Annotated in this window: 22 protein-coding genes; 7 read left to right on the top strand and 15 right to left on the bottom strand. The window is 54.3% G+C overall.

Annotation, left to right across the window (positions count from 1 at the left end):
- Positions 1-21 precede the first annotated feature (21 nt).
- Positions 22-1,272 carry an acyl-CoA dehydrogenase family protein gene (locus tag HNR65_RS04010; protein ID WP_181550177.1) on the top strand — a complete coding sequence of 417 codons (1,251 nt, stop codon included), beginning with the start codon at positions 22-24 and terminating at the stop codon, positions 1,270-1,272.
- A gap of 73 nt (positions 1,273-1,345) precedes the next feature.
- Here the strand turns inward: HNR65_RS04010 and HNR65_RS04005 are convergent, their stop codons facing one another.
- The gene (locus tag HNR65_RS04005) at positions 1,346-1,975 is read right to left on the bottom strand and encodes a hypothetical protein (protein ID WP_181550176.1); all 630 of its coding nucleotides are present in this window, start codon (positions 1,973-1,975) and stop codon (positions 1,346-1,348) included.
- A 144-nt stretch (positions 1,976-2,119) separates the two neighbouring features.
- Between HNR65_RS04005 and HNR65_RS04000 the strand changes: the two genes are divergently transcribed.
- Entirely contained in the window at positions 2,120-3,064 is a 945-nt protein-coding gene (locus tag HNR65_RS04000) for an NAD(P)-dependent oxidoreductase (protein WP_332309010.1), read from the top strand.
- A gap of 36 nt (positions 3,065-3,100) precedes the next feature.
- Here HNR65_RS04000 and HNR65_RS03995 read toward each other — a convergent pair whose 3' ends face one another.
- The 10 genes from HNR65_RS03995 to HNR65_RS03950 form a co-directional block, all read right to left on the bottom strand.
- Positions 3,101-4,399 carry a TRAP transporter large permease gene (locus HNR65_RS03995; RefSeq protein WP_181550174.1) on the bottom strand — a complete coding sequence of 433 codons (1,299 nt, stop codon included), beginning with the start codon at positions 4,397-4,399 and terminating at the stop codon, positions 3,101-3,103.
- Positions 4,396-4,890: a TRAP transporter small permease gene (locus tag HNR65_RS03990; RefSeq protein WP_181550173.1), complete on the bottom strand. Its 495-nt coding sequence runs from the start codon at positions 4,888-4,890 to the stop codon at positions 4,396-4,398. The genes HNR65_RS03995 and HNR65_RS03990 overlap by 4 nt, the downstream gene beginning before the upstream one ends.
- A gap of 35 nt (positions 4,891-4,925) precedes the next feature.
- Positions 4,926-5,981, bottom strand: a complete 1,056-nt coding sequence (locus HNR65_RS03985) for a TRAP transporter substrate-binding protein (protein WP_220128283.1) — start codon at positions 5,979-5,981, stop codon at positions 4,926-4,928.
- Between the two features lie 146 nt (positions 5,982-6,127).
- Positions 6,128-6,529, bottom strand: a complete 402-nt coding sequence (locus HNR65_RS03980; RefSeq protein ID WP_181550172.1) for a YdbL family probable chaperone protein — start codon at positions 6,527-6,529, stop codon at positions 6,128-6,130.
- Between the two features lie 21 nt (positions 6,530-6,550).
- Complete coding sequence (locus HNR65_RS03975) at positions 6,551-6,775, bottom strand: hypothetical protein (RefSeq protein ID WP_181550171.1); 225 nt, start codon at positions 6,773-6,775, stop codon at positions 6,551-6,553.
- A 28-nt stretch (positions 6,776-6,803) separates the two neighbouring features.
- Positions 6,804-9,254, bottom strand: a complete 2,451-nt coding sequence (locus HNR65_RS03970; protein WP_181550170.1) for an intermembrane phospholipid transport protein YdbH family protein — start codon at positions 9,252-9,254, stop codon at positions 6,804-6,806.
- A 686-nt stretch (positions 9,255-9,940) separates the two neighbouring features.
- Entirely contained in the window at positions 9,941-10,153 is a 213-nt protein-coding gene (locus HNR65_RS03965) for a hypothetical protein (RefSeq protein WP_181550169.1), read from the bottom strand.
- Positions 10,154-10,243: 90 nt separating this feature from the next.
- On the bottom strand, positions 10,244-10,381 hold the full coding sequence (locus HNR65_RS03960) for a hypothetical protein (protein ID WP_181550168.1): 138 nt from the start codon (positions 10,379-10,381) through the stop codon (positions 10,244-10,246).
- A gap of 97 nt (positions 10,382-10,478) precedes the next feature.
- Positions 10,479-12,686 carry a molybdopterin-containing oxidoreductase family protein gene (locus HNR65_RS03955; RefSeq protein ID WP_232364647.1) on the bottom strand — a complete coding sequence of 736 codons (2,208 nt, stop codon included), beginning with the start codon at positions 12,684-12,686 and terminating at the stop codon, positions 10,479-10,481.
- Between the two features lie 23 nt (positions 12,687-12,709).
- The gene (locus HNR65_RS03950; protein WP_181550167.1) at positions 12,710-13,666 is read right to left on the bottom strand and encodes a class I SAM-dependent methyltransferase; all 957 of its coding nucleotides are present in this window, start codon (positions 13,664-13,666) and stop codon (positions 12,710-12,712) included.
- 307 nt (positions 13,667-13,973) lie between these two features.
- Here HNR65_RS03950 and HNR65_RS03945 point away from each other — a divergent pair, with 307 nt between their 5' ends.
- Positions 13,974-14,624, top strand: a complete 651-nt coding sequence (locus HNR65_RS03945) for a YiaD family glycine zipper/OmpA-like lipoprotein (RefSeq protein ID WP_181550166.1) — start codon at positions 13,974-13,976, stop codon at positions 14,622-14,624.
- Positions 14,625-14,894: 270 nt separating this feature from the next.
- A complete protein-coding gene (locus tag HNR65_RS03940) occupies positions 14,895-15,230 on the top strand; it encodes a hypothetical protein (RefSeq protein ID WP_181550165.1) in 336 nt (111 codons plus the stop codon).
- Between the two features lie 4 nt (positions 15,231-15,234).
- Here the strand turns inward: HNR65_RS03940 and HNR65_RS03935 are convergent, their stop codons facing one another.
- Both HNR65_RS03935 and HNR65_RS03930 read right to left on the bottom strand, forming a co-directional pair.
- A complete protein-coding gene (locus tag HNR65_RS03935) occupies positions 15,235-16,125 on the bottom strand; it encodes an extracellular catalytic domain type 1 short-chain-length polyhydroxyalkanoate depolymerase (RefSeq protein ID WP_181550164.1) in 891 nt (296 codons plus the stop codon).
- A gap of 214 nt (positions 16,126-16,339) precedes the next feature.
- Entirely contained in the window at positions 16,340-16,876 is a 537-nt protein-coding gene (locus tag HNR65_RS03930; protein WP_181550163.1) for a macro domain-containing protein, read from the bottom strand.
- Positions 16,877-17,175: 299 nt separating this feature from the next.
- Here HNR65_RS03930 and HNR65_RS03925 point away from each other — a divergent pair, with 299 nt between their 5' ends.
- The gene (locus HNR65_RS03925; protein ID WP_181550162.1) at positions 17,176-17,949 is read left to right on the top strand and encodes a glucose 1-dehydrogenase; all 774 of its coding nucleotides are present in this window, start codon (positions 17,176-17,178) and stop codon (positions 17,947-17,949) included.
- A gap of 235 nt (positions 17,950-18,184) precedes the next feature.
- Here HNR65_RS03925 and HNR65_RS03920 read toward each other — a convergent pair whose 3' ends face one another.
- Together HNR65_RS03920 and HNR65_RS03915 are read right to left on the bottom strand one after the other, a co-directional pair.
- Positions 18,185-19,141, bottom strand: a complete 957-nt coding sequence (locus HNR65_RS03920; protein WP_181550161.1) for a TIGR03067 domain-containing protein — start codon at positions 19,139-19,141, stop codon at positions 18,185-18,187.
- A 36-nt stretch (positions 19,142-19,177) separates the two neighbouring features.
- Complete coding sequence (locus HNR65_RS03915) at positions 19,178-20,644, bottom strand: amidase (RefSeq protein WP_181550160.1); 1,467 nt, start codon at positions 20,642-20,644, stop codon at positions 19,178-19,180.
- A 584-nt stretch (positions 20,645-21,228) separates the two neighbouring features.
- On the opposite strand from HNR65_RS03915, the gene HNR65_RS03910 reads away from it, so the two are divergent.
- Both HNR65_RS03910 and HNR65_RS03905 read left to right on the top strand, forming a co-directional pair.
- On the top strand, positions 21,229-22,617 hold the full coding sequence (locus tag HNR65_RS03910; RefSeq protein ID WP_181550159.1) for a short-chain fatty acid transporter: 1,389 nt from the start codon (positions 21,229-21,231) through the stop codon (positions 22,615-22,617).
- Between the two features lie 159 nt (positions 22,618-22,776).
- Positions 22,777-24,729, top strand: a complete 1,953-nt coding sequence (locus tag HNR65_RS03905; protein WP_181550158.1) for an acetoacetate--CoA ligase — start codon at positions 22,777-22,779, stop codon at positions 24,727-24,729.
- Positions 24,730-24,805 lie beyond the last annotated feature (76 nt).

The raw sequence follows: 24,805 nt of genomic DNA, 5'->3' as shown, positions 1-24,805 counted from the left end.
TTTGAAAACAAGAGGTGAAAAATGTTTGATTACATGATGGATGAAAAGGCCCTGGCCCTGCGCGAAGAAGTGCGGGATCTGGTGGCCGGGGTGCCAAAGCAGATGATTCTGGACATGGACGAGGACAAAATCGTGTTTCCCAGGGAATTTCTGGCCGAGGCCGGCCGGAGAAACCTCATGGGCTGCCGCTATCCGGAAAAATGGGGCGGCCGCGGCATGGACTGGGCCACAACCGTGATGGTCATGGAGGAAGTCGGAGTCCTGGGCTATATCTTTGCCTGTGTCTTCGGCGTGGGCGCCGAACTGGTCTGCGATGCTGTTATTTTGCACGGCACGGATGAACAGAAGGAAAAATACGTCAAGCCTTTGCTTGCCGGGCAGATATTTGCCGCTGAATGCCTCACCGAGCCCCGGGGCGGATCGGATTTTTTCGGCACGACCACAAAAGCCGAGGACAAAGGCGACCATTTTGTTCTAAACGGCCAAAAAAGATTTATCGTGGGCGCCGAGGCCGCGGATTATTTCCTGGTATATGCCAGAACCAATCCGGATCCCCAGTGCGATCCCCACAAGGCCCTGACCTGCTTTCTGGTGGACAGATCCGGGGGCGTGGAAACAGCCTACCAGTACGGCCTGATGGGATGCCGGGGCGGCGGCGCGGGCCGCGTGGTATTCAAGGACGTAAAAGTCCCAAAGGAAAACGTGCTCGGAGAAGTGGGCGCGGCCTACAAGGTATTTAACACCATGATGATCCCCGAGCGCCTGGGCACGGCAGCCATGACCATTGGTGCGGCCCGCCCGGCCCTGGATATTGCCACCGGTTACACCACCCGCAGAAAGGCCTTCGGCCAGACAATCAACAATTATCAGGGCGTGTCTTTCCAGGTGGCCGAGGCCGCCATGCTCCTGGATGCCTCCCGGGCCATGTGCCATGCCACGGCCAGGGCAGTGGACAGCCATATCCATCCCAGGCGCATCCGCAGAATGGTTTCAGAGACCAAGAAATTTGTCACCGAATCCTGCCAGAAGGCGGCCCATAACGCCATGCAGGTCATGGGCGGCATCGGCTACACCAATATTTTCCCCATTGAACGCATTGTCCGGGATCTGCGGCTGGCCTCCATCTGGACCGGCACCAACGAGGTCATGGCCCTGATTATTGCATCGGAATGGTACAAGGAATATTTTACCAAAAAAGGCGTCACATCAGAGCGCGACATGGAGGAAATCGCCGCACAGGCAGATTCGCCGGAAGAAAAAATCTACGAATAAACAAGCCCGGACCGCTTTTGCGGCCCGGGTTCCTCTTTCACCAAAAATGCCTTCCCGCACGTCCGAAAGCAGGCTACCGGTCAATAATGAGCCGTTGGGGCATCCCCTTTCCCGGTGCCAGGTCGCACCGGATCCGGCCCCGCAAAAATTCGTCTGCACAAACCCTTGTTTCAAGACCCCGGGCATATTGCTCAAACGTGCCCAAAACCCGGGCACAGGAGGAGGTGTTTCGCTGCACGGCGTCTTTTTCCGGACACATGCATAGCGTCTGGCCGTCAAACCCGGCATAACCTTTTTGTTCATAGCCAAGCCCATTGTTTCCGGCCTCAACCATATCAAAATCAATGACCATACCCTTGACAAGATCCAGAGCCACGGGCTCAATGCGGCGCCACTTTCCCCAAAAGTAGGCCTCTGCATGGGATAGTACGCATTGTATCCGCTCCCCGTAACGTGCGTTGTCCCTGGCGGCCTGCTGGTCCCGGAGCCATTGGATGGCCTCGGCCTCCCGGGCCCTGGCTTCGGCAGCCAGTCGGTTTTGCCGGGCCTTGTCCAGTTCTGCCTGCTTTTGCCGGGCCTGCAGTTTTTCCTCATGGGTCATGGTCTTCCACTGCTGATCGGGTATATCCAAAGGATACCGACCAATGCAGCCAAACAAAAACGACAACACCAATACCGACATGACAATAATTTTTCTCAGCATACGCCCCGCCTGTTGATTATAAAAACCATTAAACGCTGCCCGAGCCTTTTGACAGCCGCATTGTTAAACGATTGATTGTGACAACAAACCACAAATCAGTCAAATCCAGCCGCCTTTTCTGAATTGGAATTTACAATTCCCTCAATGTGGATTACCTTAAATATTATACTGTTTACTGTATCTCAAAAAAAACAATCAGCCATGCCAGGGAGTAAACCCATGAAGATTGCATTTATTGGTCTTGGGATTATGGGAAAAGCCATGGCCCGTAACCTGCTCAAACATGACAACGCCATGCTCACAGTGTTCAACCGATCCCCGAAACCGGCACAAGAACTTGAAAAAGCAGGCGCCGGCCGGGCCGGCTCACCTGCAGAGGCAGTGGGTAAAGCAGATGTGGTTTTTACCATGCTATCGTCTCCGGAGGTCGTGGAGTCGCTGGCCTTCGGGGATTCCGGGTTTGTTGATGCAATGGACCAGGAGGCGGTCTGGGTGAACTGTTCAACAGTAAACCCGTCTTTTGCCCGCAGTTGCGCGGAACAGGCCGAACAACGGGGTTTCAAATTCATTGATGCGCCCGTGGCCGGAACCAAAAAGCCTGCCCAGGACGGGGAGCTGACGTTTCTGCTGGGAGGTGAAAAAGACGACATTGAAAACCTAAGGGACCTGTTTGAGCTGATGGGCAAGACAATCCTGCATGTGGGACCGGCCGGGCAGGGAAGTGCCTTTAAAATGCTGGTCAATGCGCTGCTGGCGCAATCGATGCTGGCATACGCGGAAACAGCGCTGCTGGGTGAAAAACTGGGATTCAGCAGGCAGTTCCTCATGGAAACCCTGCCCGGGCTGCCGGTATCGGCTCCTTTCCTGAAAGGCAAGGCCGCGTTGATTCAAAACGGCGATTTTGAGGCCAGTTTTCCACTGGAACTCATGCACAAAGACCTCCATCTGGTAGACATTACGGCCTACGAGGAAAATCAGCCCCTGTTTCTCGCCGGTCTGGCAAAACAAATTTACGGCCGGGCCAAGGCTGCCGGACACGGGCGAAAGGATTTCGCAGCGGTCCACGAATTTCTTGACAAGGGCGAATAACCGCCTCTGGCCGCTGATCCCGAAAGATAAAAAGGCTTAAAGCAGGCCCGGCAAATACAGTGCGATCTGCGGAAACGGGATGAGCAAAAGGGTGGTGATGATCATTGCAATGAGCATGGGCACCACGCCCTTGAAAATCGTGTTTAAGGGCACGTCCCGGGCCACCCCGCTGACCACGTAAACATTGACGCCCACCGGGGGGGTGATCACCCCGATCTGGGTGACCAGCACGATCACCACCCCGAACCATATGGGATCATAGCCCAGTTCCAGAATCACAGGGTAAAAAATGGGTATGGTGAGCATCACCAGGGCCAGGGCATCGATAAAGCACCCGCCCAGAAAATAAACCCCGATGATCAGACACATGATCATGGCCGGGCTCATGTCCAGGGCGGTAATCCAGCCGGCAATGTCAAAGGGAATGCGGGTAACAGCCATAAACCGGCTGAAAATCGTTGCCCCGGCCACGATTACCAGGATCATGCAGGTAATCCGGGTGGTTTCAAACAGGGCTTGAACAAATCCCTCCATGCTGAGGTTTCTGCGGATCAGCGCCACTGCCAGGGTGCAGAAGGCACCGATGCCGCCGGCCTCGGTCGGGGTGAAAATCCCCTTGAAAAGCCCGCCCATGACCAGCACAAAGATTACCAGGGTTTCGACCAGACCGGATAAAGAAGCCAGCTTCTGGCGCAGGGTAAATTTTTCCCCCTTGGGTCCCAGATCCGGACGCATCCTTGTCCAGATCAAAATGCTGGCCACCATGAGCACGCACAAAAGCAGCCCCGGCAGCAGCCCTGCCACAAACAGCTCGCCGATGGATTGTTCCGTGAGAATCCCGTAGACAATAAACACAACACTTGGCGGAATCAGGATGCCCAGGCTCCCGCCTGCGGCCACCACCCCGGTGGCCAGCTCGGGCTTGTAATTGTAGCGTTTCATCTCCGGCAAAGTGGCCGCGCCCATGGTGGCGGCCGTGGCATTGGTGGAGCCGCATATGGCCGAAAATCCGGCGCATGCGCCGATGGTGGCAATGGCCAGTCCGCCGGGGATATGGCCCACAAATCGGTATGCGGCATCAAAAAGCCGGGATGAAATCCCGGAATGAAACGCAATCTGGCCCATGAACACAAACAGCGGAATCACGGTGAGATTATAGGAACTGAAAACAGAAAACACGTCCCTGGCCGTCAGATTCAGGGCCGCGTCAAAAGATACAATGGTGCCGAACCCCACAATCCCGATCACGGCCATGAGATAACCCACGGGCAGTCGGGAAAAAATGAGCAAAAACAGGGCTGCAATGCCGATCAGACCGATGGTTGTGGGTGTCATTGGGTCTCAGCCCCCCGCAGACGCAGCAGCAAATCCATGACCAGCACCGGGCAAAGCAGGATACATCCGGCCGCCACCCCGTAAACAAACGGATAAATCGGCATCTCCAGGGTAGCAGACACAGAGTTGCTGGCTTTCAAAACAGAACCGTAAACCAGGGACTGCCAGGCGATAATGGCAAACAGGGCAAGGGATACCAGACTGTTGATGCTGTGGATGACAATCCGCGCCGTTCGGGGCAGGCGCGGCACCAGGAAATCAACGGCAATGTGGCCTTTTTCCGCGGCCGTGTACGGCAGGGAAAAAGAAATGGCCAGGGCACCCAGAAAGCCGATGGTCTCATAGGCCCCGGGTATGGAAAACCGGAAGAAGCGCAGAACCACGTCACCCGTGGTAACCAGCATCATCAAAACAATGGCCGCTGCAGCAATCCAGTTCACTGCCGCAGCGGCCCTGGCAATATAGCGATTGGCGCGTATAACGGAAAACATCAATCATTCCGGACAAATAAAAACTGTTGTAAATATCAGTTCTGTTTTTCAATAAGGCTGCGCAGCAAATCCACGGACTTTTGCCCCTCAAGACCATTTTCCCGGGCATCTGTTATATAATCGTCGATCACCGGCAAAATGGCCTCCTTCCAGCGGGCGCTTTGCTCTTGTGAAAGCTCAATGATCTCATTGCCCTGCTCCCGGGTGTAGGCCAGGCCTTCCTTGTCCGCATCGTCCCAAACCTGCCCGTGGACCTCGATCCATTCATTGCTGACATTGTTGATCACGTCCCGGACCTCTTCGGGCAGCTGATTGAACTTCTCCTTGTTCATGACCGCAAACATGGTGGTGGTGTAACCGATTTCCTGGCAATTGGTGGTGTAATCGATCACATCGCCCTGCCGCCAGCCCTTGAGGGTTTCCATGGGCGCAAAAGTGCCCTCCACAACGCCTTTCTGCAGGGCCTCATAGGTATCCCCCTGTGGCATGGCAACAGGCGTGGCGCCAAGGGCTTGGACCATCTTGGCGCTCAGGCCCGTGGAGCGGATCTGCATGCCCTCGATATCGGCCAGGGTTTCAACCGGTTTTTTGGTGTGAAGCAGGCCCGGTCCATGGGCGTGGAGGTATAACACCTTGACGTCCTTTAATTCCTCGGGATCCATCTGTTGGTAAAACTGGTTGGCCACCCTTGTGGCAGTCATTCCGTCGGGATATCCCAGGGGCAGGTCCACGGCTTCCATAACCGGAAAGCGGCCCCGGGTATAGGCAAAGCAGGACATGCCGATATCCGAGATGCCGCTGACCACTCCGTCGTAACATTCAGCCGCCCCGGTGAGGGTGCCGCCGGGATACATGTTGATTTTCACGGCATTGTCAGTGCGGGCCTCCACCTGCCTGGCCCAGTCTTCAGCGGCCTTGCTGTGGGCATGGGTGGGGGGGAAAAACACGGAATAGCTCAGTTCAATGGTTTCTGATTTTTCCGGTGCGCTCTGTTTTTGGGCCTCCTGGTTTGAGTCATCGGATTGCCCGCACGCGGTGATCAAAAACAGCATGCAGGCGGCTGCGCATAAACGAAAAAATGTTTTGTTCATGGTCGGTCCCCTTTGTCCTGGAAAGGAAAGTTTGGCTGATTCACCCATAAAGACCAGATGTCAGATGGTGCCGTAAAAAGTTTGATATCGCAGGAATCCGTGCATGTGTCAAGTATGAAACATTTCAAGATATTGCATTAGCCGCATCACTGAGCCAGATCCTTTTTCTTGACCCAGTTGCGGTTTGCATCCTGGACAAAATGGTGATCTTTGGCCAGACGATACATGCGTATCCGGTTCTGCCGCGCCACTTCCTGCACAGAAGCGCTGGTCTCGCCGGCAATGATTCTGAAAAGCTGTTTGCGGTCATGGTTTTCCGCATCCACCAGTTTTTGCACCGCTGCCGGCGCATTGGCCGATACCAGGCCCACCAGGCCGGTCCAGGCCTCGCCCACCTGCCCCTTGTTCTTGGCCGCCATCAGGGCCGGGTGGCGGTCGCGCATGCTGGCGACCACATCCTTCTTGCTCTGGGCAAAAGCAGGAGCCGTCATCAGGGCGCAAAGAAACACCAGGGCAAAAATACGGACAATTTTATGCGTTGTTTTCATTTTTCCCCCCGAAAAAATACATTATTGAAGTTGTTTGAGCTCTTCTTCGGTAAATATTTCATTCATTTCCCCCTGAAAGCTCAAGGCCTCGTCCAAAGCCTTTTGCACTTTTAAATTCACGTCCACGGTGACATGAATCGGGGCAATTTCCACCCGGTGAGTGGTATCGGCCGTTACATGATGCCTTGTGCAGGCGCCGGCCGCGGCCATGATTACCACAAGCGCCCCTGCAATAACCGTTTTCATAAAACCCCTCCCTGGTTTATCGGTTTTATCATTTTCCACTGCCCTGGTCGCTTTTACGGGAATCCTCAAAAAGTACATCCAGGGCCTCTGCAATGGATCGGTCCTTTGTGCTGTAAAATCCCAATACCCGGTTTAAGATCTCTTCAATGGCATTGACGTTGATCACAAGGCTTCCCACCTCCTGGGGAGATTCGCCCTCAACCCCCTTGCCCCGCAGTTCGATCCGGGCTGCGGCATCCTGATTTCCCGGCTCCAGGTTGATGGACAGAAAATGGTACTCAAAATCGCCCAGGGCCTTTTCCAGGCGTTTTGAAAGCAGTGAAAGATACCGATGTCCGGCCAGGGCATCGCGCACGTAAAACATCAGGGCATTGCGCCATTTTTCGTCTTTAATTCCGAAACGCCCTTTGCCGGGCACCGAATACAAAAACCCCCTGCCAATTCGGATACGCTCCGGCTCCCATTGAACTGGAACCCGGCCGTGAACCCGGCCGCTGCCAATAATTTTTCCCTCGGTGAACCTGGCAGCCATACCGACAAGATCCACGTCCTGAAAAAAAACCTCCAAATCTGCGGCCAGTGGATCAAAGTCCAGCCTGGACGAATGGGCTGTCAGAACTCCGCCGTCTGGCAGCCGCCATCGGGTTTTTTCCAGAAACAGGCTTTCGGGTTCGATCCGAAATATCACAAATCCGTCTTCAAGTGCCAGTTCTCCGGCCTGCAGCCTTTTGATATCTATGCGCTGATTGCCCGGCGTGGTCAAGGGAAAAAGGTCCCGGATTTGCACAAGGCCGCTGATGCCCGCGGCTTTGAGGCCGGATTGGGGCCAGTCAATGTCTCCGTTTTCAACGGAAACGGTCAATTCCGGCTGCAGGGCGGGGCGCAAAAGCCGATCCCGGGTTTGGACCCGGACAAGGGCCGTGCCGGTGACAGCCGGCAGCGCAATGCCGTCATATTGAATCGAAGAAACAGCAAAATTGCCGGGTTCTGCGGTTTCATCATTGACAACCAGCGCAAGATCCAGGGTGGCATCCCGGATGTCAATGCCGTGCGATGCCATCCGGACTTGGCTGACTTTGGCGTAAATGCGGGTCTTCCACCCTTTGGGGCTGCCTTTTACGGAAACAGGACCGGGCAGTACCAGGCCCTGAACAGTTAAAAGGCTTTCCGGAACATGGATGTTAACAGGCGTAAATGCGAATTTTTCCGTTTGCAGATCCACAAACCAGGAATTTTGGCCTGATTGCTTCTTATCGGTCCCGGCAGACGAAAAACCGGCCGCAAGCCGGCCTGCCGCATCAAAACCCGCAGCCGGATTGATCCGGATATCCACGGGCAGCAGCGCCGCCAGTTGTGCCGAAGTGACCTGCCCCGTAAGATGCCAGTTCAAATCCGCCTGCCACCTGCCGGTTTCCAGGATTTCAGAAAAACGGCTCCGGGTGCCGTTGATCCGAAGCGATGCCGCAAATGGACGGCCCAGGTCTGCGTCCAGGACCAGATCCCGGCTTTTTTCCGTGAGAACACATTTTACGGAATCAATCTGAAAATCTTTATAAAAAAGCCCGGTTAAGCCAAATTCTGCTTTGGCATCGTGTAATGTCCACTCATTGTCAAAAAAGGCCCGGGCTGAAAAAAAAGCCCTGTCCAATCCGGCCTCCATACCCAGGCCGGAAAAATCAAGGCTGCGGGCGGCGGCTGAAACTTCAAACCACCCTTTTTGTTTTCCCCCCAAATCAACAGACCAGTTTCCCGCAATCCCCGATTCAAGGTTTGAATCGGCCCTTTTGTCCGGTTTTTGGAAATCTGCGGCCATATGCTGTGATGCGGGATCCGGACGCGCAAACACGCCAATCTGCCCGCTTGTTTCCAGGGCCTTTAAATCCATGCGGCCTTGAATATGCACAGGTATGCCGTAAACCAGGGGATTTACGAAAAAATGAAGATTTTTGGGGTTTTGTGCGGATAGGGCGGCGTCAAACAACACGGTGTGGCAGGCGTTGGAAAAACCGATTTCCAGAACCGAATTGCGGATATGGATTTGATCAAAAAAAACCAGTGCGCTGATCTGGTCTTTTAATATCGCACCGGAAAAACGGTGAGTATCCGGCGAGGCAGACGAAGCGGCTGGGGCGGGCACGCGGCGGTCCATGTCTGCATGATATCTCAGGCCGCTGATAAGAACCTCTGTAACCCGGCCCTGCATCAGACTCTTTACGGTATAGCTGAAATGAACAAAACCGATCTGAAAATCCGGGTTGTCGGCGGAAACATCCCTTAGATCCAGTCCCCAAGGGCCAAGGGAAACCACCGATATCTGCGGATTTTCCAGGCCTGCGTCCTGCATCCGGTAAGTAATGTATTTTTCCAGGGCAGCCGGGCCGAGGGTGAGCGCGCTCACGGCTGCCAAAAGTAAAAAGAGCAAAACCGGCACAATAATGCGTACAGTTTTTCCAATCAGCCTGCGAATTTGGGTTTGCATGCGCCCACAGCCCTGTGACCCTGATTGCCGGATTGTCAGACAACGCCTTTAGCGGATGTTTGCCAGCATACCGTGCCGGGCCCATGCATTGCAAAAGATTTCTGTCTGATGGCACCGTAAAAAGCTTTTTTCCGCCTCCGCTGTTTGTGAAGGAAGAAAGCCCTGCGGTCGGCGTCGGCTTTTTCGCTCCTGACCGTTTTTGCGGATTGATCAAATGCCTTTGCTTAAAATTGACAAACCCGCTCTGCCTTGCTCAAACAGTTTGAATTTTTCACGCAAAAACGCTCAATGTCGCTTCAAAAGCCGACCCCGCCCTTGGGCTTCCTTGGAAAGGTTCTTGCCGGGCCAACCCACGGGACCGGGCAAGAAAACAACGCTTTTTTAAGACTTGAATGTGTTCCTTCCGACTCCCTTGGTGTAAAACTTTGCACACAGTCGGCCATGGTGCCGGCCCGGGGTGGTTTGCGAGTCGCATTGAGCGCGCAAGCGGTCAGCAGGGAGCAAACCGCCACCGGGCCGGCATCATGCGAAAATTACAGAACCAAGCACTAACAGCAACTTTTTTGAAGTTCCTAAAAAGCTTTTTGCGAAACCAATCTGTTTGGATTAATGAAAAAAAGCCGGATGCCTTGCGATAGGGACGCTGGTATGGATTGGATCAAAGTGATAAATCAACCGGCACTATCTTATTTGATTTTTTCAAACCGGTCATGCCAGGCACATGCATTGCAAAAGATTTCTGTGCTTGCATCTATTTCCGGGCATTGGCCGGGGGCTGCGGCCTCGTTAAAACAGACGTCCCCTGCCCGGCATTCAAATTCATAAACCTCGAATTCGTCGTCCGGGTCCTTGACGTAAAACTGTTCACATCCGCATATCGGGCATTTGGACTTTGTCATGGATCGCCTTTCTTTTTTTTGCGCAAACATAGAGGGCCGTACCACTCGGCCCGGCCCCGTGTTGTTTGCGCAATTGACTTTAGCGGCAGATCATTTGTCTGATTCAGATTTCTTGGCTTTTTCCGGATCCAACGTCTCGGCATCCGTTGTATCCTTGTCCAGCTTGTCCAATATCTCCTGTTGCCGCTCTTTTTCCTCTTTGACCCTGTCTTTTTCTTCTTCGGCCATAATTTTACACCCCCTTTCAATTTAAACAATAATACTCGAAAAAAGGGAGTGCAAACCCGCACAGTCACTATGATGCTCACTGGGTTTTAAGCGCTTTTTATCCTCCGCATCCCAGGCTCGGATCGGCAGAAGCAGCTGTTTTGCGCACCCGTTTTTTCTTTTTGACCTGGCATAAAAGGGTTTTGTAAACCGGAAAGCCGGATATGGGATCATATTGCCGCTCGTCCGTAATTTCATTGACATTGGCCTGCTGCCATTCCACGGTGCCCAGGGGGCCGCCGCCGCCCACGGGCGCGTACACAAAACCCGGCATAATCCGGTCGGTGACAAAAGCGCGCATCACCACCTGGCCCCTTGGCGTTTTGATGCTGACGCCGTCGCCGGTCTTGATTTTTCTGGGTTCGGCGTCATCCGGGTGAATCTGGAGAGCCGGGTGCGGATATTTTTTGATAAAAGACGGCACCGCACGCAAACAGGACTTCATGTCCGGTTTAAACGGGCCGGTGCCCAGAATCAGCGGGTAGCGCTTTGCCAGTTCCGGGCTGCTCACCGGGGTTTCATCAGACTCCTCGTACTCCGGGAGCCCGGCAAATCCGTGCTGGTCAAGAACGGCGGAAAAAATCTCAAACTTGCCCGAAGCGGTTTCAAAACCGGGCTGCCCGTCTTTGCGCAGCAGTCCCTTCTCCCACTTGTGAAAGCGCATGGGTGCTTCGGGCAGGGAAAGGGCCTTTCTGTCTGCGGCCATGAGCTCTTCCATGGTGTGGCCGGATTCATGAAGAATGTCTGCCAGCAGTTCATCCGGATGATCGGGAAACAAATCTCCATAGCCTAGTCGTTGGGCCAGGCCGGTTAAGATCTGAAAACCGGATCGGGCCTCGCCCACGGGCTCGATTAACTGCTCCCGGTACCGGATGGTGTTTGCGTAATAGCAGTACGAGGAATGCTCAAAAGCTGTGGCAGCCGGCAGGACAAGATCGGCGCAGGCCGCATCCCTTGTCATCTGCAGATCCATGCATACCAGAAAATCGACCTTATCCAGAGCCCGGCGCCAGAGACCGGCATTGGGCCAGGAGGTGATCAGGGAAGCACCCAGCACCATCAATGCGCGGACAGGATACGGATCGCCCTCCAAAATCGCCTTTGGCAGCAGGCTGGCATGGGGTTCGCCGCCGCAGTAATGCGAGTAAACCGAAAATTGATCTTTCCCAATGGATTTCTCATAACCCGGGGTGGCGATCTGCCTGTGTTCCGGCAGGGGAAACATCCGGTCCGGGCCCAGAAAACAGCGGCCGCCTTCCACGTCAAGCTGGCCGGCCAGAGCCCAGAGCACCATCACGGCCCGGATGTTTTGCACACCGCTTTTGGTGTATTCCAGGCCCGTGTACATAATGTAAGTGGCGCCCTCGGCATCGGCGATCTGCTCTGCCAGATCCACGATGGTCTCCTCCGGGATCCCGGTGAGTTCCGCCACCCGCCGGGGCGGAAAATCACGGACATATCGGGCAAATTCATCAAAACCCTGTGTCCAGTTTTCCACAAACTCCTTGTCATAGAGATCGTCGCGGATCATTACATGGGCCAGGCCCAGGGCCAGGGCTCCGTCAGAGCCCGGGCGTATGGGAATCCACCGGCTGCCTTCCAGATCCGCACAACGGGTTTTCCTCGGATCGATCACAATGATCTCGGCACCCTCTGCGGCTGCGTTTGCCAGGCGGCTGTACATGGCCGGCGGTGTGGCAGTGGACGGATCGGTTCCCCACACCAGAATCAGGTCTGCATTGTCCACATCCGAATACATGTCAATGTGTCTGCAGCCCATGGTGAGCTTGGGGGCCAGCACGCCCAGGGAGGTGTAACACGGGGCCCCCACCCCGAAGGTATTGGGCGATCCATAGGGGAACAGGATGCTTGAGGCCAGATAGATTTCTGAGCCCTTTAGCTGAAAGGCATCTTTGAAAGCCCGCTCATAGGAGCCTGTACCGGCATAAAACCCGACGGCTTCGGGCCCGTACTGCTCCTTTATTTCCAAAAGTTTTTCCGCAATCAGGTCATAGGCTGCATCCCAGGAGATGGGCTCGAACTCATAGGTCCCCCGGGGCCCCTTGCGCTTTAGGGGATGGGTGATGCGCTTGTCCGAGTAAACGATTTCCTCCACGCTTCTGGCCATGGGGCACAACACCTGTCCCATGGGCGCGCCCGGGTCCGGCTCAAGGCCGACAATCCGGTCGTTTTCATCAAAACTGGCAATCACCCCGCATCCGGGGCTGTGAAAGCATAAACCGCAGATACCTTGCCGCTGTTTCAAAACTGACGCTCCTTGGACAATGCTTAATCGGCCTTTCTGCAGCCAACCAGGAACTGGGAGCTAATTTGTTCCCACAAGTTTTCGGTTTTTCGGATTTTCCAGGAAACATTGCCCTGATCAGCAATTTCAAAGGGCGGATCAAACACGCCGAATTCCCCGGCAAACATCCGGCGGACGGTGTCAATGCCCCGCTTGCTGTAAGGGCTGCTGCCGTTTCCGCTGCCGCCCAGCCAGCGCTCGGGCGCTGAAAAGGCCGGATCCCAGGAAAACGGATCTGAAAAGAGAAACATGGCATCTTTGGGGCGCAATACCCGGTTGATCTCTTCCAAGTGCTTTAAGGGGTCCGGCACCTTTTCAAGCACATTAATGGCCGCCACACCGGAAAAATCCCGGCCGGCAAAGGGAAGCGCCAAAGCATCGGCCACGATAAAATCAATATTTTCAAAATGCCACCCGTTGTCAAAGGCCACATGCTTGCGCTCGGTGAGATTGCCCTCCACCACAAGCTCGAAATCAAGATTTTTTTCCCGCACGATCTGCCGGGCCCTGGCAATAAACGCAAAAGAGGTGTCAATGCCGATGACCCGGTCATGGGTCTTGGAAAGTTCAAAGCTCAGGCGCCCAACTGCACAGCCCACGTCCAGGGCATCGCCGCTTGTGGGAACAAAGCTCTGGGACCAGATCCGGTAGGCGTCTGTTGCCCGGGCATCGGCCAGCAGGTCTCCAAAATGGCTCCACATATAGGCAGACAGCATAACCGGCGCATTATATCCGTTATTGACGCCTTTTACCCTGAGGGTTTTTTCCGGGCGCAGGTTGGCAATGCCATCTTGAACAACATAGGCGCGCCCGCAGGCCGGGCAATTGAGTTTACCATCAATGATATCGCCTTTGGCCTCTCGGCTGATCTGCGTTTTCAGGGAATGTTCTTCCGGCAGGCAGTCCGGACATATGAGTTTTTCTGCCACCCAGTGCTTCATTGATGCTCCTTGCTGCAATTGGTTTTCTTTTTATGAGCAGAAAATAATAGCGCTGTTTGCTTTGATCTGCAAAAAGTTTTTCCCCTTCAAAACAACAAGGCCCTGTTTGGGCAATGATTTGACAGCCTGGAGAAAAACGCGCATTGTGTAAAACAATCATGAACCCAAAAGCTCGATTTCCGGCTTTACAGATTCGCTCCGGACTGATAAAAATAGCTATTATTTCTTTATATGCAAGTTTTCGACGCAGCCCTTTGCAGCGAGTTCTGAAATTGATGAAAAACAAAATTCCCAATGGAGGTCAAAAGTGAAAAACGCAATAAAAATTCTGCTGGCTTTAATCCTCGTAGTCGCCCTGATCGGATGTGCCGGACAGACCAAACAGCAAAAAGGCACCGGAACCGGTGCGGCAGTCGGGGCTGGCGTTGGCGCCATCCTGGGTCAGGTCATCGGCGGGGATACCGAGGGCACGCTGGCCGGCGCCGGCATTGGCGCAGTTCTCGGCGGCATTGCCGGAAACCGGATCGGCGCTTACATGGACCGCCAGGAACAGGCGCTACAGAATGCCGTTGCCAGTTCCGAGGCCGCCAGCGTCCGGCGGCAGCAGGATGTACTGGTCACCACATTCAAGTCAGAACTTATGTTTGATTTTGATTCGGCCACCATCAAGCCCGGCGGTATGAATGAAATTGCCCGGGTGGCCAAGGTGCTCAACCAATACCCCCAGACACTGCTCCGGGTGGAGGGCCACACCGACCAGGTGGGACCGGAGGATTACAACCAGCGGCTTTCTGAACGACGGGCCGAAGCGGTCAAAAACGCCCTGATCCAGCAAAATGTGGATCCCAGAAGAGTCAGTGCCATCGGCTACGGTGAAAGCCAGCCCATTTCATCGTCGGATGCGGTCAACCGGAGAGTTGAAATCCGGATCACCCCCATCCGCCAGGCCGAAGGATAAAAAAAACCGGAAACCTGAAAAACAACAGTCGATTTGATTTTTCCCTGGCATGCTTATTTTTCTCTAAAAAGCGAAAAATTTCTCGCTATCCTTGACAAACTCGTAAAGAGTCGGTTTTCAGATGGTGCCGTATGAAGTTCAAGATCAAGGCTTGCGCGATTCCGAAGAATACAGCGTACTTATCCGTACGTGAAATTCTGAGGAATCGTGTATAACGCAGATATTGGATTTTTTACGGTGCCATCATCCTTAAACACGGAGGAAAATGGCATGCACAAATATCTTGACCGGGTCATCGAATCCATCAGCCAAACCCACCAGGAACAAATCCATGGCGGGGGCAGGCATTACATAGAGGTTTGCCTCGGAAGCGCGGCCGAAAAGATGGGCTATGCGGATTTGGGGGAAAAATACAAAAACACGTGGGCCATTGTTCCGTTAAAGGGCCCTGTATCCGGGATGAAAGTCCGCATTGACGGGCGCACTTTTGTCAATTATGCCCAGTTTGATTCCGGGCTGGCCGTGCCGGGCTATGTCACAGCTGACACTGCTCTGACCTACCACCCCTATGAGGCCCAGCACAGCATGGTGCTAAACTGCGCCTGACGGATCAAAAAGCCCGGAAAAAAACCCAAATGGCATCAGCCGCGTCATAGTTTTCAAGGGCGCGGCTGTTTTTATCCCCTGGCGGCACCCGTGTTCCCGGCCAGTCGTGGGCCCAGTCGTAAATGGTATGCAGCACGAGCCGATGGTCGCCTGTCATCCATTGCTCCACCAAAACCCGCCCGTTGCACAAGGAATGCTTTGCGGCTTCGCCCCGGCACTGGTTCACGGACTTCCAAAAGTCCACAGTATTGGCAACCGACACAAATTCCCGGCTTTTATGGTTGCGGGAAGGTCCGCCGGAATAGGGAATGGTTTGGTCATTGAATCCGTGAATGACAAGCACGGGAAGTCCAAAGGAAGGCCGCGCAATCTGCTGCCACACGCCTTTTTCCACCTCCCGGCTGCCAATGGCGCCCGAAACCACGGCCAGACCCGCAAGACGTCCGGGTTTTTCCGCCGCATACAAACAGGCCAGCATGCCGCCGTTGGAATGGCCGGCCATGTAAATGCGGTTTGGATCCACTGAAAAACGCGAACGCACGTCATCTAATACCGTTTCAAGAAAAGCCACATCATCAATGCCGTCTTTCTGCGCCTTGCCACAGCAGTGCCCGGCATTCCAGTGCTGCAGAAACCCGAAAAGACCGATGCCGTTGGGATAGACAACAATGAAGTTCTCCCTGTCGGCCAGATCGCTGAAGCCGGTGAGCCTTTCCATGCTTTTGGCGGTTTCAAATGCCCCATGCAGCATGACAAGCAAGGGCAGTTTGCCTTGTCCGGCTGATCCGGCCGGAAGATGCACCCGGTAGCTGCGGCGAAATCCCATTTCCCGGATATCCACCTTGATGGTCTCGCTTTTGCCGGAAGCCAGACCCGCCGGGCCTGAACCGCTCATACAGCCCCAGGCAAGCAAGCACGCGCCGGCAGCCATCCATGCCAGTGTTTTGAATAAAACCACCCCCGCCCTCCCCTGCTTTTAAATGAAAAAACTTGCGCCCGGTACATCATGTTTCTGGATATCGTTGCCATCCCCTTTTTCTTGAGCGCTTATGAGCATTGCCCCGGGCGGTTATGCGCACCCCGTTCGGGGATTCCGGTCTGAAAAAACTTCAGCCGCTGATCTCATCAAAAAGCGTTTCATATATCTGCTGATCAGAACTGCTGAACAAAACAAAGCGCACATGTGTTACCGATTTCAGGCCCGGCAGATGCTCAATCACCGTGTTGATGGCAATCCGCGCAGCCGGTTCCGGCGGGTATCCAAAGGCCCCCGTGGAAAGGGCCGGAAAAGCAACCGACTGCAGGCCGTTTTGTTCTGCCAGCTGCAGGGCATTGCGATAGCATTCCGCCAGCAGCTGATCAGAGGGATTGTCCCTTCCGTAGACCGGCCCCAGGCAGTGGATCACATGGCGGTTGGGCAGATTATGCGCACCGGTGATCACCGCCTGGCCGGGATCGATGGGCGCCAGCGGCCGGCACTCTTCTTCCAGGCCGGGCCCGGCAGCCCGATGGATGGCGCCGGCCACGCCGCCGCCCATCAGAAGACGGGCGTTGGCCGCATTGACAACCGCATCCATGTCCGGCTGGTTTGCAATATCGCCCTGCACGCATTCCAGCGTTGCGCCCTGAAATTTTTTTTTGGTCATAAGCCCACTCCTTCTTTATTCTTTTGGGTGATGATTTTGGCAGGGGCGGCAGGGCCTTCCCCTTTTTTTCGAAAATCTGCAGGGTTTCTTGCGTATCGGTTGACCTGCCGAAGGTCAAAGCTTGACTGCATCCATATCTGAAGATTACCATTCCGGAAGGGACGGGCAAACCTTTTTGCCGTTATATTTGAAAATGGGATTCACCATACACGTCTGCTATACTACAGAAAAGGCAAGCGGGTCTTTACACACAAACCAAACCTATTTAGCCGCAATCAGAGCAAAAGGATGGTGTTTGCATGTCAACGGATCAGGCAAAACCAGCAGCCATGGTTACCGGCGGTGCCCAGGGCATTGGCCGGGCCATTGCGGAGCGGTTCATAAAAAACGGCATGAACGTGATGATCGCAGACTGCGACGAAGAAGCCGGCCGTGAAACCGCAGCAGAGATTGAAGAACAAGGAAATCCAGCTGCTGTTGCCTGCGACGTGGCCGCGGAACCGGACGTGGAAAATGCGGTTGCCGAAGCGGTGCACCGGTTCGGCCGGCTCGACGTGCTGGTCTGCAACGCAGGTATCACCGATTCATTCGGCGTGCCGGTCACGGAGCTGGCCCTGGAACAATGGCGGCGCGTGATTGATGTGAACTTAACCGGCTGCTTTTTGTGCGCAAAGCACGGGGCGCCCCTTTTGACCAAAACCCGGGGGAGCATCATCAACATCGCCTCCACCCGGGCCCTGCAGTCCGAACCGCACACCGAGGCGTATTCCGCCTCAAAGGGCGGTGTTGTGGCCCTCACACACGCACTGGCTGTTTCCCTGGGCCCGAAAGTGCGCGTCAACGCCATCAGCCCGGGCTGGATTGAGACCGCAGAATGGCAAAAAAAGAGCAGCCGTGCAGCCCCGCAGCTTTCCAGACAGGACCATTCACAGCATCCCGCCGGCCGGGTGGGCGTGCCCGGGGACGTGGCCGCATTGGCCGCCTGGCTGGCCTCAAGGCAGGCCGAATTTGTCACAGGGCAGAATTTTGTCATCGACGGCGGCATGACCCGGAAAATGATCTACGCCGGGTAGAAAAAAGAGATAATTGGCAGTTCGGCCTTCAAACGGGCGTCCGGTGCAATATGCTGGCTCCGTCTGATAGTCCGGATGATGGGCTGATAAGCCGTGCGGCTTATGCTTTCAGCCTGCCAGAGGTCAAAATTTTTCTGCAATTAAACCAAAATCCGAAGTAGTATCAAACGCACGTGGCAAGCGCAAAGCCATGGGAAGAGAACGGACATTATAGCTTGACTGTTGCGGTGCGGAACTATTCATCCCGCAACAGTTCAAGCATAAGCAGATCACTTTCCGGTGCCGAACCAAAAGCGGCAGGCCGACCCTGGCCGCTTGATTTATCACGGATACATAGCTTGAGCTCATCGCCACTACATTCATATATCCCTTTCATCGGCACTTGGGCGTCCAGCTCAGAAAAACTGAAATGATGAGGACTAACTGCATCGTTTACTGTAAAAAAATAGTTATCCCCATCGTTTTCCCGCCAGGGGCTCTTGATCAGCATTTTGTTTCCCGAAAAAACAAATTTCATATTTTCAACCTGCTTTGTCTTTCTTCCGTCCTTCTTCGCGGACTTTACAATCCAGCGGCCTTCCAGGCAGGGGGCGACGTCTGTTTTTTTTGAACACCATGACGGGGCTTTCTTTCTCCTTTTGAAGCAAAGCCGATTTTTCCTGAATTCTCCTGCTTTCAGGTGCCGATCAACAATCTCCTTTAAACGGTCCGGAGTCATATGCGGATGATTCATCGGGACACCAAGGGATTCGGGATGCAGCCAACAAAAACAGAATGCATCCCTGCCGATATCTTCAAAGACCGCGAGAATATATCTACCAGTAATCTTTCCAATATCTTCACTTCCTCCCTTCTCTTTGGTGGCGAAGCTATCTATTCTGAATTGGCCGACCCTTTGGCCGCAAGCTTCAGTCAAAAACCCGGTCGCAGTAAGATTAAATCTCAGTGGAGCCCCCACAAAATCAGGTGCCTGTTCGTATTCGATTTTATATGTGTATTTATCCCGTTCCATTATCAGGATCTGGCAACAGCCCTTTGCGGACCTGTCCCTGTTTGTCCAGTTTCCAATAAGACGCTTATCAACCGGGATATCTTTATGTTTTGCGTACGGTACGGAAAACAGACAGGCCGGCAGCAGCCCGACGGCAAACATCACCACCGCAAATTTGGCAACGTACTTTATATTCAGCAAAACCGGCTCCCTTCAGGGCTGTGGTGTTGAAAATTTTTAATACCCATCCGGCGGGACAAATCCGCCGAGGACCTCGGAGATCAATTTTGCCGCCCGGATCGGAGTGGAGTCCTCAAGATAGGGGCCCACGATCTGCATGCCCACAGGCAGGCCTTGCCGGGTGCGGCCGGCGGGAATCACTGTTGCGGGCAGGTAAACCACGCCGGCCAACCCGGCCCACCCCATTAAGTCCATGTATTCGCGCTGGTTTCCGTTTACCGTGATTCGCCGGTCATACAGGTACTGCTGGTCATGAGCAATGGCCGGCAAAGGGGCGACCGGGCAGAGCAGCACGTCAAATTCGCGGAAAAAATCCGCCCAGCTTTGGCGCAGGAGCTGACGCAGGCGGTCTCGAAGGACCCAGTCCCGGTGAAGCTGGGTGGCGCCGCGCAGATGGCAGGCCAGGTATGACGAATCATTTGGCGAAAGCATCTTTACGTCTTCGAGCCATTTGTTGAAATATTTCTCCGGCGTGCCCTCGCCCATGACAGCTGCCAGCAGACTTAAAAAACAGTCATGGCTGCCGGCAAAATCCACATTCGGCCGCTTGTCGGCAATACGGGCCTTTTTGGCGGACAGCCTGTCCACGGCATTCTGAAGCACTTCGCCAACGGAACTGTCCACCGGGCAGACCGGGTCGTCCATCCAAAGTCCGATTTTGAGGTCTTTAAGGCTGTCCCTGCGGGGTTCGGGCAGGCGGATCTGCCGTCCCCGCCGATCTGCCGGTTCCGGCGCAATCAGCAGATCCATGGCCAGAGAAATATCGTCAATGCTTCTGGCCAGCGGTCCCACCACCATGATGTCAAGGCAAACGCCGTGCTCACCGGTAAAAATGCCGGGATGCGGCGGAATGTGTCCTTTCTGAGGCACAATCCCATAGCTGGGCTTGTGGCCGTATAAGCCGCAGAAATGCGCCGGCGTTCGGATTGACCCCCCGATGTCGCTGCCGATTTCCAGGCAGCAGAGGCCTGCGCTCAAAGCCGCCGCCGCACCGCCTGAGGACCCGCCGGGGGTGCACTCCGGGTTCCACGGGTTGTTGGTCTGGCCATAGATCTTGTTGAAACTCTGGAGATCACCGCCGTACAAGGGGATATTGGTTTTCCCAAACACCACCGCGCCGGCATCGATATAGGACTGCACTGTTTCGGCATTTTTTTCCGGCATGTGATTTTTCAAAACCGGAGATCCGGAGGTGCACGGCATGCCGACAACCTCCAGGGTGTCTTTTATGGTAACCGGCACACCGTGAAGCGGCCCCCATAATTCGCCGCGGGCAATGGCCTGATCTGCTTTTTCCGCGCGCTTTCGTGCAGATTCGGGGCAGGTCTGCACAATCGCATTTAGCTTCGGATTAAACCGTTGAACCCGTTCCAGGTAATATTCAAGCAGTTCCACGGCGGAAATTTGTCCGGTCCGGATGGCTGCGGCCTGCTCCAGAGCCGATTGAAAAGCCGGTTCATTCATGTTGGCTCCTTTCTTTGATGATCAATCAGTATATCCAAAAACATACGGTTGCGCAAGGGAGGCAGCAGACCCGGCAGGGTTTTTGAAATTTTTTTATTTCAGCTGACCCATTTCGGCAACGGGAGTATTTTTTGTCATCCCTTTTCCTTCTATCCTCTTGACAGCAATAAACTTTGATGGCACCGTAAAAAGTCTGATTTCAGATGGTGCCGTAAAAAGTTCAAGATCAAGGCTTGTGCAATTTCGAAGAATGCAGCGTACTTAGCCGTACGTGAAATTCTGAGAAATTGCGCGTAACGCAGATATTGGACTTTTTACGGCGCCATCAACTTTGCGATATAGTGAAAATTAAACACAATTCCTGAAGCTTATCTTCTGCCGGGTTTTCAAGCACACGATTTACAGGCCGGCCTCTGCAGCATGAAAGCACCACCCTGACCAGGGATCCCGGGTCTATTTTGTGACCCTTTTGCGTTGTGATATCATATCGCTGGATTAAACATTGTTCGAAATAATGTACATAAGTTGCCGCATCATTACTGTTGCATTTAAATGACACGTCCAGGCAAAAGGAGGAAATCATCATGGAAGGATCCCAGGTAAAGGAAAGCTTTCTGGAGAAATTCGGATTCCGGGTTTCCGAAAACGTTCAGAAGTGGATGCCAAACCCTTTTCTGTTTGCAATTATCCTGACCTTTCTCACATTTCTGCTGGGGCTGGTTGTTGCCGGGCAGGGCCCGATGCAGATGATTGATCACTGGTACGACGGGTTCTGGAACCTGCATACCTTTGCCATGCAGATGGTGCTGATCCTGGTGACCGGCTATGTGCTGGCCTATCACCACCTGACCCAGAAGCTGATCCGCGGACTGGCCCGAACGCCGAAAACCGGCAGGCAGGCCGTGGTCATGGTCGCGCTGGTGGCCATGATCCTGTCCTGGATCAACTGGGGGCTGGGCCTGATCGTTGGCGCCATTGTGGCACGGGAAACCGGGCGACAAATGCATTTCAAAAACATCAAGGTGCACTACCCGGTGCTCTGTACGGCCGGCTACATGGGCCTGGGCCTGATCTGGCACTGGGGGCTGTCAGGTTCGGCTCCGCTTCTTTCCGCCACAGAAGGACATATTTTTGCTGATCTCATTGGCGTAATTCCCACCAGTGAAACCATTTTTTCAGGATACGGCCTGACCCTGAGCCTGGTTTCGTTGATTTACGCCTGCATTGTCATGTTTCTGATTACCCCCAAGTCCGAGGCCCGGATCAAGGGAATTGACTACTATGTGCCCGAAGCCGTGGAAGGCGGTGACAAAGAGGAAGCGCCCAAAAAAGTGGACAAAGACAGCTCCATTGCCGAAAAGATCGACAACAGCAAGATCATCGGCGGCCTGCTGGCGCTCATGGGCCTGATTTACATTTTTCGGTACTTTTTTGTCATGGGCAAGGGGCTGAATCTCGATATCGTGAATTTCTGCTTCCTGTTTATCGGCCTGGCCCTTTATACAAGCCCGAAAAGCTACCTGGAAAATTTCTACACCGCCGTGAAATCAGCGGCCGGCATTGTGCTGCAGTTTCCCTTTTACGCCGGGATCATGGGCATGATCAGCCTTTCCGGGCTCGGCGTGATTATGGCCGGATGGCTGGTCAATATTTCCAGTCCAGGCACGTTTCCCATTGTCTCCTGGCTCACCGCCGGGCTGGCCAACCTGTTTGTGCCTTCCGGCGGCGGGGAGTGGAGCGTGGTCGGAGAAACAGTGCTCCGGGCGGCCCAGGAGCTTAACGTGCCGATCGGAAAGACCATTATTGCCTACTCTGTGGGAGATGCCTGGACCAACCTGTTCCAGCCCTTCTGGGCCATCCCGCTTTTGGGAATCACGGGTATTCAGGCAAGGCACATGTTTGGCTATTGCATTGTCATGCTCTTTGCACTGATTCCATTTCTGGCAATCGCATTGAGCGTGATTCCCTACTAGGATAAAATTGAAACGATAGATCAACAGGGGACACCGGCTTTGGCTGTATACGCCGGAGCCGGTGCTCAATTATAAATCCCGCTCAATACCGGATGCGTAAAATGAAAAGCAATTGCGGCTTGGTTCCGCGGAAAGCCAATTGCGTGCAAGGAGGCGATTATGGGTGAAATTTTATGGCAGCCTTCTGAAAAAAGGGCTCAAAACAGCACCATGATGCAGTTTATGAACCGCATTAACGCGGCCTACAACAAAAACTTCAAGCAATATGCGGATCTTTATGAATGGTCCGTTGAAAACATTGCCGAATTCTGGGCCGAAATGTGGAAATATGCCGACATCGTGCATTCACGGGCTTATGACCAGGTCGTTGATGATCCCGGCAAAATGCCGGGGGCCAAGTGGTTTGTCGGCGCCCGGCTCAATTTTGCCGAGAATCTGCTTCGGTTTCGCGATGACCACACAGCCTTGGTTTTTATGGGCGAGTCCATGCCGGTGCGCCGACTGACGTATGCCGAACTCCACCGGGCGGTTTCCCGGGTGGCCCAGGCGCTGAAAAAACTCGGTATCCAGCCCGAAGACCGAGTGGTGGGGTTCATGCCCAACATGCCGGAAACCATCATTGCCATGCTTGCCGGTGCGAGCGCGGGGGCCACATGGTCATCCTGCTCACCGGATTTCGGGATCCAGGGCGTGCTTGACCGGTTCGGCCAGATCCAGCCCAGGGTTCTGTTTACAACCGACGGGTACTTCTACAAGGGCAAACACATAGACAACCTGGAGCGGGTGAGCCGGATCCTGCAGGAGCTTCCTTCTGTGGAGCAGGTGGTGGTGGTGCCGTATACGACTGAAAATCCGGATATCCGAAACGTTCCCAGGGCAGTGCTTTACGCGGACTTTATCGCGGGTACCAGCGATGATGCGGAAATCGATTTTCTGCAACTGCCCTTTGAACATCCGCATTACATCATGTATTCCTCCGGAACCACGGGACCGCCCAAGTGCATGGTCCAGGGCGCCGGCGGTGTGCTGATCCAGCAGATCAAGGAACACATGCTGCACGTGGACTTAAAGCGCGAAGACAATCTGTTTTATGTGACCACCTGCGGGTGGATGATGTGGAACTGGCTGACCTGCGCGCTGTCCCGGGGCGCAACCATAACCCTTTACGACGGCAACCCCTTTCACCCGGACCCGGAGGTGCTGTGGCGGCTGGCCGAAGAGGAAAAAATTACCATTTTCGGTACCAGCGCCGGGTATATCGCCGCACTGAGAAATGCCGAATCCAGGCCGGGCAGCAGTTATGATCTCTCCGGGCTCAAGGCGGTGCTGTCCACCGGATCGCCGCTTGACACCGAAGGGTTTCAATACGTCTACCGGGAGATCAAGGAAGATCTGCAGCTGGCATCCATTTCCGGCGGCACGGATATCAACTCCTGTTTTTTCCTGGGCAATCCCATGGGACCGGTCTATACGGGAGAACTGCAGTGCCGGGGACTGGCAATGAAGGTCAAAGCCTATGACGAAAACGGCCATCCGGTATACAACCAGCCGGGCGAACTGGTGTGCGAGGCCGCTGTGCCGTCCATGCCGCTGTATTTCTGGAACGATCCGGACGGCCGCAAATATCATTCCGCCTATTTTGACATGTTTCCGGGCGTCTGGGCACACGGCGACTATATCGAGATCAACGACCACGGCGGGGTAATTATTTACGGCAGATCCGATGCCACCCTGAATCCGGGCGGCGTGCGCATCGGTACGGCAGAGATCTACCGGCAGGTGGAAAAACTAGACGAGGTCGAAGACAGCATTGTCACCGGCTACAGGGTCGACGGCGACGAAAAGGTAGTCCTGTTTGTGAAAATGAAACCCGAATACGAACTTGACCCGGACATGGAGAAGAAAATCAAAACCACCATCCGGGAAAACACGACGCCCCGGCACGTGCCGGCCAAAATCTGCGCTGTGCCCGATATCCCCTACACCCTGAACATGAAAAAAGTGGAGCTGGCGGTTAAAAAAATTCTCCACGGCAAAGCCGTGCTAAACAAGGAAGCCCTTTCCAACCCGGAATGCCTGGCGTTTTTTGAAGAATGGAAAGACTGGTTGTAAACACAGGCAGCCGCTGCTTCCGCCGCCACCATTCTTTGATGCCGGCATCCTCGATAAATGCGATGTTTTTCATGGA

The sequence above is a fragment of the Desulfosalsimonas propionicica genome (assembly GCF_013761005.1).
Lineage (GTDB): Bacteria > Desulfobacterota > Desulfobacteria > Desulfobacterales > Desulfosalsimonadaceae > Desulfosalsimonas > Desulfosalsimonas propionicica.
The sequence above is the reverse complement of the archived record's forward strand: the minus strand, read 5'-3'. Positions and strand labels throughout refer to the sequence as shown.

What these genes read in the sequence shown, in the direction of transcription:
- HNR65_RS03995 (WP_181550174.1), bottom strand. Translation starts at nt 4,399, where the DNA reads ATGACACCCACAACCATCGGTCTGATCGGCATTGCAGCCCTGTTTTTG.
- HNR65_RS03960 (WP_181550168.1), bottom strand. Translation starts at nt 10,381, where the DNA reads ATGGCCGAAGAAGAAAAAGACAGGGTCAAAGAGGAAAAAGAGCGGCAA.
- HNR65_RS03915 (WP_181550160.1), bottom strand. Translation starts at nt 20,644, where the DNA reads ATGAATGAACCGGCTTTTCAATCGGCTCTGGAGCAGGCCGCAGCCATC.
- HNR65_RS04010 (WP_181550177.1), top strand. Translation starts at nt 22, where the DNA reads ATGTTTGATTACATGATGGATGAAAAGGCCCTGGCCCTGCGCGAAGAA.
- HNR65_RS04005 (WP_181550176.1), bottom strand. Translation starts at nt 1,975, where the DNA reads ATGCTGAGAAAAATTATTGTCATGTCGGTATTGGTGTTGTCGTTTTTG.
- HNR65_RS03905 (WP_181550158.1), top strand. Translation starts at nt 22,777, where the DNA reads ATGGGTGAAATTTTATGGCAGCCTTCTGAAAAAAGGGCTCAAAACAGC.
- HNR65_RS03980 (WP_181550172.1), bottom strand. Translation starts at nt 6,529, where the DNA reads ATGAAAACAACGCATAAAATTGTCCGTATTTTTGCCCTGGTGTTTCTT.
- HNR65_RS03975 (WP_181550171.1), bottom strand. Translation starts at nt 6,775, where the DNA reads ATGAAAACGGTTATTGCAGGGGCGCTTGTGGTAATCATGGCCGCGGCC.
- HNR65_RS03910 (WP_181550159.1), top strand. Translation starts at nt 21,229, where the DNA reads ATGGAAGGATCCCAGGTAAAGGAAAGCTTTCTGGAGAAATTCGGATTC.
- HNR65_RS03930 (WP_181550163.1), bottom strand. Translation starts at nt 16,876, where the DNA reads ATGACCAAAAAAAAATTTCAGGGCGCAACGCTGGAATGCGTGCAGGGC.
- HNR65_RS03940 (WP_181550165.1), top strand. Translation starts at nt 14,895, where the DNA reads ATGCACAAATATCTTGACCGGGTCATCGAATCCATCAGCCAAACCCAC.
- HNR65_RS03925 (WP_181550162.1), top strand. Translation starts at nt 17,176, where the DNA reads ATGTCAACGGATCAGGCAAAACCAGCAGCCATGGTTACCGGCGGTGCC.
- HNR65_RS03970 (WP_181550170.1), bottom strand. Translation starts at nt 9,254, where the DNA reads ATGCAAACCCAAATTCGCAGGCTGATTGGAAAAACTGTACGCATTATT.
- HNR65_RS03935 (WP_181550164.1), bottom strand. Translation starts at nt 16,125, where the DNA reads ATGAGCGGTTCAGGCCCGGCGGGTCTGGCTTCCGGCAAAAGCGAGACC.
- HNR65_RS04000 (WP_332309010.1), top strand. Translation starts at nt 2,120, where the DNA reads ATGTGGATTACCTTAAATATTATACTGTTTACTGTATCTCAAAAAAAA.
- HNR65_RS03985 (WP_220128283.1), bottom strand. Translation starts at nt 5,981, where the DNA reads ATGAACAAAACATTTTTTCGTTTATGCGCAGCCGCCTGCATGCTGTTT.
- HNR65_RS03950 (WP_181550167.1), bottom strand. Translation starts at nt 13,666, where the DNA reads ATGAAGCACTGGGTGGCAGAAAAACTCATATGTCCGGACTGCCTGCCG.
- HNR65_RS03990 (WP_181550173.1), bottom strand. Translation starts at nt 4,890, where the DNA reads ATGTTTTCCGTTATACGCGCCAATCGCTATATTGCCAGGGCCGCTGCG.
- HNR65_RS03965 (WP_181550169.1), bottom strand. Translation starts at nt 10,153, where the DNA reads ATGACAAAGTCCAAATGCCCGATATGCGGATGTGAACAGTTTTACGTC.